The organism is Bacillus sp. TH25, assembly GCF_016650935.1.
GTDB lineage: Bacteria > Bacillota > Bacilli > Bacillales > Bacillaceae_G > Bacillus_A > Bacillus_A mycoides.
In genome coordinates, this window is sequence record NZ_JAEKEU010000009.1 from 354,815 (window position 1) to 368,779 (window position 13,965).

General features: G+C 36.7%; 15 protein-coding genes. All 15 read right to left on the bottom strand.

Annotated features, from left to right (window positions below; genetic code table 11):
* Window position 1: 1 nt before the first annotated feature.
* A complete protein-coding gene (gene dnaD, locus JFT89_RS06315) occupies window positions 2–709 on the bottom strand; it encodes a DNA replication protein DnaD (protein WP_000728546.1) in 708 nt (235 codons plus the stop codon).
* Window positions 710–830: 121 nt separating this feature from the next.
* The gene (gene aspB, locus JFT89_RS06320) at window positions 831–2,018 is read right to left on the bottom strand and encodes an aspartate transaminase AspB (protein WP_002064544.1); all 1,188 of its coding nucleotides are present in this window, start codon (window positions 2,016–2,018) and stop codon (window positions 831–833) included.
* 18 nt (window positions 2,019–2,036) lie between these two features.
* Window positions 2,037–2,540, bottom strand: a complete 504-nt coding sequence (locus JFT89_RS06325) for a cell wall elongation regulator TseB-like domain-containing protein (protein WP_016094449.1) — start codon at window positions 2,538–2,540, stop codon at window positions 2,037–2,039.
* A 7-nt stretch (window positions 2,541–2,547) separates the two neighbouring features.
* Window positions 2,548–2,718 (bottom strand): YpmA family protein, encoded by a 171-nt coding sequence (locus JFT89_RS06330; RefSeq protein ID WP_002086589.1) that lies wholly within the window; start codon window positions 2,716–2,718, stop codon window positions 2,548–2,550.
* Window positions 2,719–2,968: 250 nt separating this feature from the next.
* On the bottom strand, window positions 2,969–5,773 hold the full coding sequence (dinG, locus tag JFT89_RS06335) for an ATP-dependent DNA helicase DinG (protein WP_201039683.1): 2,805 nt from the start codon (window positions 5,771–5,773) through the stop codon (window positions 2,969–2,971).
* A 130-nt stretch (window positions 5,774–5,903) separates the two neighbouring features.
* On the bottom strand, window positions 5,904–6,287 hold the full coding sequence (gene panD / locus JFT89_RS06340; RefSeq protein WP_000490176.1) for an aspartate 1-decarboxylase: 384 nt from the start codon (window positions 6,285–6,287) through the stop codon (window positions 5,904–5,906).
* A 12-nt stretch (window positions 6,288–6,299) separates the two neighbouring features.
* The gene (gene panC / locus JFT89_RS06345) at window positions 6,300–7,148 is read right to left on the bottom strand and encodes a pantoate--beta-alanine ligase (protein ID WP_002126472.1); all 849 of its coding nucleotides are present in this window, start codon (window positions 7,146–7,148) and stop codon (window positions 6,300–6,302) included.
* Complete coding sequence (panB, locus tag JFT89_RS06350; protein ID WP_002064539.1) at window positions 7,148–7,984, bottom strand: 3-methyl-2-oxobutanoate hydroxymethyltransferase; 837 nt, start codon at window positions 7,982–7,984, stop codon at window positions 7,148–7,150. The genes panC and panB overlap by 1 nt, the downstream gene beginning before the upstream one ends.
* 342 nt (window positions 7,985–8,326) lie before the next feature.
* Window positions 8,327–9,307 (bottom strand): biotin--[acetyl-CoA-carboxylase] ligase, encoded by a 981-nt coding sequence (locus JFT89_RS06355; RefSeq protein ID WP_002086594.1) that lies wholly within the window; start codon window positions 9,305–9,307, stop codon window positions 8,327–8,329.
* The gene (locus tag JFT89_RS06360) at window positions 9,292–10,485 is read right to left on the bottom strand and encodes a CCA tRNA nucleotidyltransferase (protein ID WP_201039684.1); all 1,194 of its coding nucleotides are present in this window, start codon (window positions 10,483–10,485) and stop codon (window positions 9,292–9,294) included. Before JFT89_RS06360 ends, JFT89_RS06355 begins: the two co-directional genes overlap by 16 nt.
* The gene (gene bshA, locus JFT89_RS06365) at window positions 10,472–11,617 is read right to left on the bottom strand and encodes an N-acetyl-alpha-D-glucosaminyl L-malate synthase BshA (protein WP_002086596.1); all 1,146 of its coding nucleotides are present in this window, start codon (window positions 11,615–11,617) and stop codon (window positions 10,472–10,474) included. Before bshA ends, JFT89_RS06360 begins: the two co-directional genes overlap by 14 nt.
* The gene (gene bshB1, locus JFT89_RS06370; RefSeq protein WP_002064536.1) at window positions 11,614–12,318 is read right to left on the bottom strand and encodes a bacillithiol biosynthesis deacetylase BshB1; all 705 of its coding nucleotides are present in this window, start codon (window positions 12,316–12,318) and stop codon (window positions 11,614–11,616) included. The genes bshA and bshB1 overlap by 4 nt, the downstream gene beginning before the upstream one ends.
* 11 nt (window positions 12,319–12,329) lie before the next feature.
* The gene (gene mgsA / locus JFT89_RS06375) at window positions 12,330–12,725 is read right to left on the bottom strand and encodes a methylglyoxal synthase (RefSeq protein ID WP_000684753.1); all 396 of its coding nucleotides are present in this window, start codon (window positions 12,723–12,725) and stop codon (window positions 12,330–12,332) included.
* A gap of 14 nt (window positions 12,726–12,739) precedes the next feature.
* Window positions 12,740–13,540: a dihydrodipicolinate reductase gene (dapB, locus tag JFT89_RS06380; RefSeq protein WP_002126457.1), complete on the bottom strand. Its 801-nt coding sequence runs from the start codon at window positions 13,538–13,540 to the stop codon at window positions 12,740–12,742.
* On the bottom strand, window positions 13,537–13,881 hold the full coding sequence (locus JFT89_RS06385; protein WP_002011846.1) for a nucleotide pyrophosphohydrolase: 345 nt from the start codon (window positions 13,879–13,881) through the stop codon (window positions 13,537–13,539). Before JFT89_RS06385 ends, dapB begins: the two co-directional genes overlap by 4 nt.
* Window positions 13,882–13,965 lie beyond the last annotated feature (84 nt).

A 13,965-nucleotide genomic window follows, 5' to 3' on the forward strand; every position in this document is an offset into this window, starting at 1 on the left:
ACTACTGCTCCAACCAATTATAAAAAGGCACTTTCCCAGTAAATTTCGTCTCTTGTTTTGTCGTTTGTTGTGTGCGTTGTTGATTCGCTCTAAATTTCTGGCCTTGATTTTGCGCTTGATCTACCGTTTTAATTCCGTTCTTTTTCCACTCAAACAAAATACGATCAATATACCGGAAATTAAGTTTACCACTCATAACAGCTTCACGAAGAGCCGCTTGAATTAAATTCGGATGGTGTTGATCTTGATCTTCCCACATCCCTAATGTTTCACATTCAAATGGCGAAAGTGGTCTTCCGAATTCTTTTTCAAATACTGTATATAAATTTACTTGAATTTGCTTTTGTTCTTTTTGCTCTTCCTCTATAGATTCATTCATTAAAAAGTGCAATATTTTTTCCCACAGTGGTTGTAAAGAATAACTTTCACACATCATCGCTTCAGATCTTCGTCCACCTTCTAGTGCTAAAAAACCTTTTTGGATTAAAGTCTGAATCACTTCCATGCATTTCATTTCTGTTATCGTCATCCGTTCTGAAATCTCTGAAGGAGTCGGGAACGAATTACCTGATTCTAAAAATGTGTGTACATGAAGTACTACCATAAATTCCGTCTCATTTAAACCTAGCTTTTTATAATGCATCATAAGCAATTTAGGAATCGCTATGCTTCCCTGTTCAAACCATTGTAACATCATTTTCTTTTTCATCACCAAACACCTCGTTCTCTAGTATAACACACCTTTAGCCATTTCTTTTTGCCACAATTCGTCAAAAAAACCTCCCTATATATAGGGAGGTTTTTTGCCATTTACTACAAGAAACAGACGATTAAGCCTGTACTTTACTTTTCATGAACGTATGAATTCGTTCTAATGCTTTCTCAACTTGCTCAAGAGATGTCGCATACGATAATCGAACGTTATTTGGTGCACCAAATCCTGTACCTGGAACAAGAGCCACCTTTTCTTCTTCTAATAATGCTTTTGCCCACTCATCAACTGTATCATACCCAGCTAACGCTACGGCTTCTTTTACATTTGGGAATAAGTAAAAAGCACCTTGTGGCTTAATGCAAGTGAAACCAGGAATTTGAATTAATTTATCATAAATAATGTTCAATCTTTCTTCAAACGCTTGACGCATTGTTTCTACAGGTTCTTGTGAGCCTGCATACGCAGCAATTGCACCGTATTGAGCAATTGAAGTAGGGTTTGACGTACTATGACTCGCTAAGTTCGTCATCGCTTTAATAAGCTGCTTATTTCCTGCTGCATATCCAATACGCCAACCTGTCATAGAATGTGATTTAGATACACCATTAATAATAAGTGTTTGTTCTTTTAATGCATTAGAAAGCTGGGCAATTGAAGTATATTCCGCGTCACCATAAATTAATTTTTCATAGATCTCATCTGAAACGATTAAGATATCATGCTCTAAACATACTTCTCCAAGCTGTTGTAATTCTTCTTTGCTGTAAATCATCCCTGTTGGATTGCTCGGTGAATTAATAATAACTGCTTTCGTTTTCTCTGTAATTGCCTCACGCAGCTGCTTTGCTGTAATTTTGTACTCATTGCCTTCTAGACCTTCTACATAAACTGGCTTACCACCAGCAAGCTTTACTTGCTCAGGATAACTTACCCAATAAGGAGTTGGGATGATAACTTCATCTCCTTCATCAAGTAACACTTGGAATAATGTATATAATGCATGCTTGGCACCATTACATACAATAATTTCAGATGGATCATACGCAATTCCTTGATCACGAGTAAACTTCTTCGCAATTTCTTGTTTTAACGCTTGCAATCCACCTGTTGGTGTATACTTCGTATGTCCTTCTAACATCGCTTTATGCGCAGCATCCATAATATGTTCTGGCGTATTAAAGTCAGGCTCTCCTGCTCCTAATCCAATTACATCATGACCTTCTGCTTTTAATGCTTGTGCCTTTGCTGTAATTTCTAAAGTTGCAGATGGTGTTAAAGCAGCTACTCGCTTTGCTAATTTCATTTGTAGTTCCCCCTACATCTATTTTTCAATGCTATATCGTCTTAAAAATTTTCCATCTTTAAATTCAAGATAGTAATAACTATAACGATTGTCATCATCAATATATGTAACTTCCCATAGTGGTACATCATTTTCAAAGCCTAATTTCACTTTCATAATCTCTTTCGGCTTACTTTTTGGTTCCTTACTTTCATTGCCGACTTGTTCTAGTGTTCTTTGTATAGCCTCTTTTTCAGAAATACCTTCGCTCTTTTTCCTTACTACAGTATCCCCTTTTTTCTCAGGCACCCAAACGATAAGTTGTTCTCCTTTTTCATCTGTACCTTGTACGACTGTATATGAAGATTTTCCATTATAATAATCAACAGTATTTACCTTTGTAAGCTTTGCCTTTTCTTTCGCAATTTCTACAGACTTTGACTCTTTTGGAATTTTCTTTTCCATCGCTTTATTATAAACATATGCCCCATATATTCCGCTAGCAACGATAACGATAATGATTGTAAAGATCCACTTTTTCATTGTATCACTACGTTCTGTAAATCGTAAATACAGCTGTTTCTTTATCTTTTTCGTCTAATGCTAATCCGAACATGAGGTCCTGCTCTTTTAACGTACGATTCAAACCATCAACAATTTTATACAAGTCAGACGAATATTTAATACGCGTCGTTGATAGGACTTCGATTTTCTTATCCATGAAAAAACTCCTCCGTTACACAAAAATTTCTAATTATAGAAGAACGCAATGCGGTTACAATAAGAGTACATTCTTTACAACCCCTGCTTCATCACCCATCTATTATAGCAGGACATGTACAGCAAAAAAAGGTTTCAAATCGAAAAGCAATATATTTTGTATACAAGAAGTAAGAAAAATAAAATTCCTCCTACCCACATTTTTTACGCCTGAAGTTTAAATGTACTTCAGGCGTATTTTTCTTCCAATTTTATTCATTTGACGATTCTTCTAACTGTACTAACAATTCTTCTAACGGTCCTTCATAGAGCGGTACAGTTGGGATTGATTGTAAAAATCGTTTTCCATAGGAAGAACTTGTCAAACGACGATCTAATACAAATACAGTTCCCGTATCTGTATTTGTTCTAATAAGACGACCAAACCCTTGTTTGAAACGCAAGATTGCTTGTGGGAGCGCCAACTTATCGAATACGTCTTCTCCTTGATTTTTTAACCACTCTCCTTTTGCTTCCATCATCGGCTGATGAGGAGGGGTAAAAGGCAGACGGACAATGACAAGACAACTCAGAGCATCTCCAGGTATATCTATCCCTTCCCAAAAACTACTTGTTCCTAACAAAATCGATTTGTCGAACTCCTGGAATTTGCGGATTAGACGACTTCGGCTCTTATTATTCACACTTTGCGTTAATAATAAATATCCTTCTAATGTCTCATCATTTTTCAAATTCGTATACGCTTCTTTCAACATTTCATACGAAGTGAATAAAACGAGCATTCTACCTTTTGTAGCTTTCGCTATTTTCGCAATATGTGCCGATATAGACTCAATATATTCTTCATTACTTGCTTTCTTAATAAAAGGTACATCCGTTGAAACCATTAATTTCATTTGCTCTTCAAAACGGAATGGTGATGGAACCTTTAATGTATTGGGAGCAAAATCATGTAAACCTAGCTCCTCTTTTATATAGTCGAATGAATCATTAACTGTTAACGTTGCTGATGTGAAAATAACACTCTTTTTCTGGGTTAAAAATTCATCAGCAAATCTTTCACCAATATGAACAGGCTGCGCATATAAAACTGTTGAATGAATCGTTCCCTTCGTTTCAGTCTCCATCCATGTCACGTATGAATTTTTTTCTAAAATGAGTAATTGTAAAGATTGTGCCATCTTTCTCAACAACTCAATTAAATGCATAAATTCACCTGTAACGACATGCATCTCCCATTCTAATTTACTTTGCAATATTTCAACTTGCTTCTCAAGTGTAGTCAATAACTTTCTTACATCATACACAAATCGATTTGTTAACTCGGTAATGCTATCCCATAACTTACCTTTCTCTACTTCCGTGTTATATCGATAAATGAGTGGCATATTGCTCATCCCTTGTTCCTGCTTTGTTTGTTTAAATACGAAAGTCCGTAACATTTGAAATAGTTCATCCGCATCAAATTTCAATTCCTTCAAGCTATGACTCACCATACGGAAAGTCGAACGCGATGCTTGCTCTGATTTTTTCATCATTTTATATACTTTAGAAAGTACATCATCTGTTTCTAGCGTACCAAGACGAGATAAAGCTAATTGAAAATACATGCATGAGAACTGTTCACCTAATGTTCTACTCGCCGCTTCCTCGATATGATGAGCTTCATCAAAAATAATATGTTCACATGAAGCAAACAGTGGTTCTTCACTTGAAAAATCTTGAAATAATAACGCATGATTTGTAATAACGATATCTGCAAATAATGCTTTATTCTTTGCTCTTTGATAAAAACAACGACTATACCAGTTGCTTTGCATCCCGCCTGGACTATGTACATCACTACAAATACGGTTCCAAAGTAACTTGCCGCCCTCAGGAATATTTAATTCATCACGATCGCCAGTTTCCGTTTGCAATAACCACACTAAAATTTTTGCCTTTGTGAGCGCCATATCATAATTTTTCTCTTCCTCTTGCAAAGCATATTCAAATTTATGTAGACACAGATAATGCTTTCTTCCTTTCAGAAGAGCTACTTCAAATGAAAATGGCATTATTTTCTTTAATAAAGGAATTTCTTTTTCTAGTATTTGTTGTTGCAATTGTACAGTTTGTGTACTTATAATGACAGGTTCTTCTTTTTTCTTTGCGAAATAAATACTTGGAAGTAAATATGCAAGCGTCTTCCCCGTACCTGTTCCTGCTTCAATCAGTGAAAACCTAGAATCTCTTAGCGCTGTATATATTTCCTTCATCATAATCTGTTGGCTTTCTCTTTTTTCAAACTTTGGCATATTCAATTCAAGTTTATCGATTGTCTTATGTAAGAAAGCATCAAATTTAGATGAGTATGTTTCACTGAGGATTAAAGAATAATTCCGCTTTCGAAGCGCAATATTTCGATACACCTCACACTCCTCTGCCTCTTCTTTACCATGCATCATTTTCTTTAAAATATTTTCAGAAAGTACATCAGCTATATCACTTTGGAAAACATCACTTAATTCATAAAGCGATTGTAATGTGACAAGTGGTAACTTTTCAATTTCACTTAAAAATTGTAAAAACAACTCCGCTGTTGCAAGAGCATCACTATCCGCACGATGTGGTTGATCGTGCTCTAGTTCATGCTGCTTAGCTAAATCACGTAATTTATAACTATCAGCTGTCGGCAAAAGAATTTGCGCCAATTCAACTGTATCAATTTTAGGACAATGTACTTCTGTATATCCAGCCTGCCTTAATTCTTCATTTAAAAAATTCCAATCAAAGTGAACGTTATGTGCAACAAAAGCCGCACCTTGTAATAGCTCAACAATCATCGGGGCTACATCTCGAAATAACGGGGCTTGTTTTACAAGATCTTCATCAATCCCAGTTAATTCTGTAATAAATAGGGGAATCTCTCTCTTCGGATTAATAAAAGATGAAAAAATCTCTAATATCTCTCCATCTTCCACTACAACAGCTGCAATTTGGGTGATTTTATCCTTCCCATCCTTCCAGGAGTTCCCTGTCGTCTCTAAATCAACAACGACATAACGCTTACTCATATATGTAACACCTCAATTTCTTACCTATCAAACACAAAAATTATATAATGTTACTATACCACGTTTTACCTCATCTTAATGAAAAGATGCACAAAAAAGCTATCTCCTTAATTAGAGATAGCCTTCCTACTTATAATATCGTGCCAGCTTTTTCAGCACCTAACATTTCAATAATTTGATTATCATCGTCTAATACTGCAATTTTCGGCTCTTGTTTATGAATATTTTCTTCTGCCACTAAACCATAGCAAATAATAATAACTTTATCCCCCGGTTGTACAAGCCTTGCAGCTGCACCATTTAAACACACAACACCGCTACCGCGCTCTCCTTTAATAACATATGTCTCTAAGCGAGCTCCATTGTTGTTATTTACAATTTGTACTTTTTCATTTTCTACAATATTTACCGCATCCATTAAATCTTCATCAATTGTAATACTACCTACATAATTTAAATTTGCTTCTGTTACAGTTGCACGATGTAACTTCGCTCTCATCATTGTGCGAAACATAGATGCTCCCCCTTATTTCCCCATTAATGTTATATTGTCAATTAATCGTACATTTTCAAACTTAACTGCAATCGCTAAAATGATTCTTCCTTCAATTTTATTTATTGCTTTTAATGAAGGATATGCATATAAATCAGCATAATCTACAGTGCCTTTCGTATACTTCTCAATATGCTCTTTCACAAGATTCATAATGATTTCCGGATTACGTTCGCCTGCCTCAATTCGTTCTTTCGCTATACATAGACTGCCGTATAAATGAGGAGCCTCTTCACGTTCTTCTAGTGATAAATACACATTACGAGAACTTTTCGCTAATCCATCTTCTTCCCTTACAATATCAACTGGTACGATCGTAACGGGAATATTAAAATCAGTTACGAATCCTTCAATTACAGCTACTTGCTGTGCATCTTTCATACCGAAATAAGCACGCGTTGGCAATGTAATATTAAATAGTTTCATTAGTACAGTTGCAACACCAGCGAAATGACCAGGTCTTTGTTTGCCACATAATACGTCGGTACGCTTCACAACTTCTACTGTTGTCGTTTGTTCTGCTGGATACATCTCTTCTACACTCGGATAAAATAAATAATCAACACCATTTTCTTTTGCTACATTTTCATCTCTATCAATATCACGTGGGTATCTATCTAAATCTTCATTTGGTCCAAATTGTAGTGGATTTACAAATACACTTAAAACTACAATTTCATTTTCTTCCCTTGCCTTACGTAGTAACGTAGCATGCCCTTCGTGTAAATACCCCATCGTTGGAACAAAACCGATACTTTTTCCACTTGTACGAAGTTCGTTTGTAATTTGCTGCATCTCTTGCACTGTAGTTATGATTTTCATTATTGTTTTCCTCCGTATAACGCTAAGCACTCTTCCTCTTTCATTGTGAATGAATGTTTTTCTTCAGGAAATTGCCCTGTCTTTACTTCAGTAACGTATTGCGAAATCCCTCGCACAATCTCCTCTTGAACAGACGTATATTGCTTCACAAATTTCGGAACACGATTTACGCCGTACGAGATAAGATCGTGGTATACAAGAACTTGCCCATCTACTTTTTGTCCTGCTCCAATTCCGATTGTAGGAATTGTTAACTGCTCTGAAATAAGTTCTGCTAATTGCATTGGCACACATTCTAGTACAAGTGCTATCGCACCAGCTTCCTCACATTTCTTTGCATCTTCTATTAATTTTTTTGCACTTTCAGCATCTTTCCCTTGTACTTTATACCCACCTAGCACTCCTACAGATTGAGGAGTTAAACCTAAATGCGCCACAACGGGAATTCCCGCATTCGTTAAGTAGTGAATAGTTGATATAACTTCTCCAGCACCTTCTACCTTTAATGCATGTGCCCCGCTCTCTTGAACAATGCGACGTGCATTAACCATCGTATCTTGCAATGAGACATGATAAGACATAAATGGCATATCAGTTACAATAAACGTCTCTTTCGCTCCGCGGCGTACAGCTTTCGTATGATGAATCATATCCTCTACTGTTACTGGAACTGTTGAATCATACCCAAGTACAACCATTCCTAGAGAATCACCCACTAAAATCATATCGACTTTAGCTTCTTCTGCTAATTTAGCAGATGGATAATCATACGCCGTTAGCATTGTAATCGGCTCACCTTGCTCTTTCATTTTCAAAAAATCTGTTTTTGTTTTCAAAAACTACTCCTCCTTTATGCAGGAGAGAGGAGATGGCCGAAATCATATAAAAAACCCCTCTGGCCATAAAAGGGCAGAAGGGTTGTGTGTTAGTCGGCATTATTCATCCCTCTGTCCCAGTCCATTATTGGATCAAGGCAGAATCCAAATTATTATTTTTTCATACTGCGTAAAATAATGGTGCAGTTCGCTTTGATACTGCCCATATTCGAACTAATTATAGCAAACTCTGAAAAGGAATTGCTACATTTTTTCGAAAAAATAATTTTTTATCCCTATTACGGTATGTGAAATTCATTAGTATCTAAATGACAAAAAGAAGCTCCAAAATAGGAACTTCTTTTACTTAATTTCTATATCAGCAGAATGAATGTGGTGCACTTGTCCTTGATGATCCTCAAGTAACAATACACCATCCTCCGTAATTCCTTTTGCTAGCCCATTAATAGTTTCCTTCATCGTTCGAGCTGTAATTTCTTTTCCGATACTTACTGCGTAACTTTCCCAAAGAATTTTAATAACAGAGAAGCCATTTTTTAAATACTCTTCATACAATTTCTCTAGTTGCAAGAAAATTTGTTGCATAAGTTCCGCACGAACAATCGGCTTACCCGATTCAATTGCTAATGAAGTTGCAATTTGCTGAATTTCCTCATCAAAATGTTCTTGTTTCTGATTTGCATTAATGCCAATTCCCATAATAACAGCATTAATTTTATCTGGATCAGCTTGCATCTCCGTTAATATACCGACAGCTTTTTTACCTTGAATTAAAATATCATTCGGCCATTTAATCCCTACGTTTACACCGGTACATTTTTCAATTGCTTGCGCTACGCTAACAGCTGCTAATAAAGTAAGCTGTGGTGCATGATGAACTGGAATCGAGGGACGCAAAATAATACTCATCCAAATTCCTGTTCCTTTTGGGGAATACCATTTTCTACTTAAACGTCCTCTACCTGCTGTTTGTTCTTCAGCAACGACAATTGTTCCCTCTTCTGCGCCTTCATAAGCAAGTCTCGCTGCAATATGCTGAGTAGACTCAACCGATTCTTCAAAATAAACCGTTCTACCGATACGCTCTGTTTGTAATCCTAATTGAATCTCATTCGCAGTTACTTTATCTGGTTTACTAGCAATTCGGTACCCTAAGCGGCGTACAGCTTCTAGTTCATACCCTTCATTACGAAGGTCCTCCATATGCTTCCATACAGCGGTTCTCGAACAACCAAGTTTGTCACTAAGTATTTGACCAGATACAAATGCACCATCTGCTTCAGAAAAAACTTGTAATAACTGCTTTCTTATAGTAGATTGCATCTTTGTAGCCACTCCCTTATATCCTCTTTCTTATTAACTAAATCTCCTTGTACGATTGCTTCTTCAATATTTTGAAGCATTTCGGCAACCCACGGACCTGGCTTTTTATCTGCCCAGCTTAATAAATCATTACCAGTCACATTCATTTCTTGACGATTTTTTATCGGCAATGCATGAAATAATGATTGTACTTGCTTAACAGACGCACTATTATAACTTTCTATTATCGCTTCATATACTCTTTCCGCCATCTCAGCGATGCGAATCCCAGTTTTATAAAGAAGGATTGTATCCCACTCCTTCTCCTTTCTAGAACGAATTGCTAATAAAACCGCTACGATATCTTTAATCTTTTTATTCGAGAACTTCCATTGACGCAAAAAGACAGATGGATGCTCTTCTCCGATACAATATAAGAAAAATGCCCACGCCTCAACGTCTGTTTCGAAAGAATCCCATTTATACTGCGTAGCTTTCAAGAGTCTTTCTTCTGACATTTGCAAATATGGCAGATGAGAAAATAGCTTCGTTTCTACTAACTCTTGAAGACCATTCACACAATATGTACCGGTCAACAATTTTTCAAATTCAACTGTAATTCTCTCAATCGCTATATGTTCGAGCAAATGCCCATACGTTTCAATTGCTTGTTTCGTCTTTATTTCCAAAGAGAAACCTAACGTACTTACGAACCGAATACCACGCATCATTCGCAGTGCATCTTCTTGAAAACGGTCTGCAGCATCTCCAACCGTTGTAATTTCCTTCAGACGAATCGCTTCTTTCCCAGCAAATAAATCAACCATTTCGCCTTCCTCTGTCATTGCAATTGCATTCATCGTGAAATCACGTCGTTTTAAATCCTCTTCTAATGAACGGACAAATTGAACACTACTAGGTCTTCGAAAATCTTCATATTCGCTTTCTGTTCGAAAAGTAGTTACCTCATACTGTTCACCATTTTCTACAACAATTACAGTTCCATGCTCAAGACCAACCGGAACATGTCTTGGGAAAATAGCCATTACTTCTTCTGGTAAAGCAGATGTTGCGATATCGATATCTCCAATCGGTCTATCGATAATAAGATCGCGTACACTTCCACCAACGAAGTAAGCCTCATGTCCGTGCTGTTTTAACATCTCAATAATTGAACTAGCTTTATTAAATCTTTCCATTCTTGTCATCCCTTAGTATGTCATAATAAATCGCCTCATACTGTGAAACGATTTTTTCCGAACGAAACTGCTCATATACAGATTTCATCGCTCGCTCTCCCATATTACGGTGAAGTTCTTCATTTTCTAGTAGCTGAATTGCTTGCTTAGCTATTCCGTCTGTATCTCCAACTTCACATATATATCCTGTTTCACCATGTTGAATGACCTCTGGAATGCCCCCAACCCTCGTTCCGATACTAGGCACACCACACGCCATCGCTTCTAATATAACAAGACCAAAACTTTCCTTTTCTGATAAAAGTAGCATTAAATCACTCATCGCAAGAAGCTCTGCAACATTATCTTGCTTTCCTAGGAATAAGACACGTTCCTCAATATGTAAACTTTTCACCAATTGTAAAATAGTACAGAACTCTGGTCCATCACCAACAAGAAGCAATTTCGCATCTACTTCCTTTACAATTTTGGCAAATGACTGCACAACATCCTGTACACGCTTAACCTTTCGGAAATTTGAAATATGAATCAACACTTTTTCATTTTCTCGTATACCATATTCTTTTTTTAATTGAGACATATCACGTTTGAAATAAACACGTTCATCTACAAAATTGTATACCGTCTCAATTTCTTTATCTGGTTTTACAAGTTCATTTGTTTCTTCAATTAACGAATGTGACACAGCTGTAACAACATCAGATTGTTCAATACCAAAGCGAATTAAATTATTTAACGAAGGGTCGGAACCTAACACAGTAATATCCGTTCCATGTAAGGTCGTAACAATTTTAATACGCTCCCCAATCATTTGTTTTGCTAAATATGCACAAATAGCATGAGGGATTGCATAATGCACATGTAAAATATCAAGGTTTTCTCTTTGAGCAACCTCTGCCATTTTACTCGCTAATGCTAAATCGTAAGGTGGATATTGAAAAACAGAATATTGATTTACTGTTACTTCGTGAAAATAAATGTTCGGGTACACTTTATTCAACCGAAATGGTACACCCGATGTAATAAAATGAATTTCATGCCCGCGTTCCGCCAATTGCTTTCCTAATTCTGTCCCAACAACCCCAGAACCACCTACAGAAGGATAACATGTAATACCTATTTTCAATTTCATTTACATCCCCCTATTAAATCAGCATGTAATAAAACCGGTTTCTTACTCATAAATCCTTCGGCATACAGCACTCCAACTTCTTTCCCGAACATCTTCTCCCGAGCGATTACAGTTTCAACGTATCCTTCGGTTAATGGCGTCTTAACACCATCACTCCCTGTTGAAAACTGACTTTCATACCTTTCTAACGCTTCCACCTTTTTAGAAAGGTATTCACTAATATCTATACAAAAATTTGGTTTATGAAAACCATTAATCATATAATTATAAAAAGACTCTACACGGTGCGGCGGAAGTTCAGGCATATATTTACGAATTCCCGCTGAAAAGATAGCTTCTTCCACAAGTTTCGCGCAATTAGCATGGTCTGGATGACGATCTTCGTAATATGGTGCGAAAATTAGTGTTGGTTTATATGTACGAATAATCTTTACAATTTCACGTATATATTCTTCTTTCATATACAAACCACGGTCTGGCATTGCTAAATTAATTCTCGTTTTTACTCCCATAATACGAGCTGCAGCCTTTGCTTCTTCTTTTCTTAGTTCTACCGTTCCATTTGAAGAAAGATCAGCTTCTGTTAAATCGCAAATGCCTACTTCATATCCTTGCTTCGTATACTTTGCAATGGTACCTGCCATGCCGATTTCAACATCATCGGCATGAGCACCAAACGCTAATATATGTAATCCACTCATAATTGTTCCCCTCATTTTCTTAACTTTCGGTAATCTAAATCTCCCCGCTCTAATGCATGCATTAGCATTTCAGCACTTGCCATATTTGTTGCTAATGGGATGGCGTATACATCACATAAACGAAGTAACGCATTAACATCTGGTTCATGCGGCTGGGCTGTTAGTGGATCCCGGAAAAAAATCACCATATCCATCTCATTTTTTGCAATCATTGCACCAATTTCTTGATCTCCACCAAGAGGACCGGATTGATATCTTGTTACAACTAAACCAGTTGCCTCCATAATACGAAGTCCTGTCGTTCCTGTTGCAAAAAGTTCATGTTTTTCAAAAATTGGTTTATATGCGTATGCGAACGAAACCATATCATCTTTCTTTTTGTCATGTGCGATTAAGGCAATTTTCATCCGTTGTCTCCCCTTTAGTCGATAATATTTTCTAAACCGTACACAAGATGATCAAGGTTCATTACTGTTTCAATTGATAGTTTTACACCTGACATAAATGATGCACGGTTGAATGAATCATGACGAACTGTTAACATTTGTCCATCTCCGCCGAACATTACTTCTTGGTGTGCAATAAGCCCTGGTAGACGTACGCTATGAATGTGAATACCGTCTACATTTGCACCACGTGCCCCTTCTAATTGTTCCGTTTCATTAGGGTGCCCTTGCTCTTTTGGTACACGATTTTGACGGATTAATTCTACTGTTTTTACAGCTGTACCCGATGGTGCGTCTAATTTTTGATCATGGTGTAATTCAATTACTTCAACATCTTGGAAGTACTTCGCTGCCATTTGAGAGAACTTCATCATAAGTACTGCACCAATCGCAAAGTTTGGAGCAATGATTGTTCCTACTTCTTTTTCTTTTGCATTTTCTGTTAATTGCTTTAGTTCTTCTTCAGTAAATCCAGTTGTACCAATAACTGATCGAAGTCCACGTTCAACTGCAAGTGTCACATGTTTCTTTCCAATTTCTGGTGTTGTTAAATCTAATAATACATCTGCTTCTACTTCATCTAAACAAGTATGTAAATCCGCGTAAATAGGTGCATCTAGCGCTGGCATTCCCGGTAAATCAGAAATTTTTTCTCCGCCATGCTTATAATCAATTGCTGCTACTAAATTGAAATGCGCTGTTCTTTCCATAAGAAGGACTGCTTCATATCCCATGCGTCCTCGTGGTCCAGCGATAATTACTTTAATTTCTTTCATGCGTCTTTCTCTCCCTCATCAATACGTGTCCAACGATCTTTATCACGTGTATTAAATTTATTCATTACAATGTTATGCGCTGTTTCTAAATCAATATTTAAACTATTTGCCATACAAATCATAACAAATAAAACATCTCCAAGCTCTTCCTCAACACTTCGTTCTTTCTCAGTCGTTTTCTTTGGTTTCTCACCATAATAATGATTAACCTCTCTTGCAAGCTCTCCCATTTCTTCAGTTAAACGAGCCATCATTGCAAGCGGACTAAAATAACCTTCTTTAAATTGACCGATATATGCATCTACTTCTTTCTGCATATCTTTCATCGTTTTTGCTTCCATACTAGTCACCTCTTATTCCTTCCTCTTTCATGTTAGCCAATTCATCGCGATTTGACAAATATTATTCCCTCATATCACTATTTA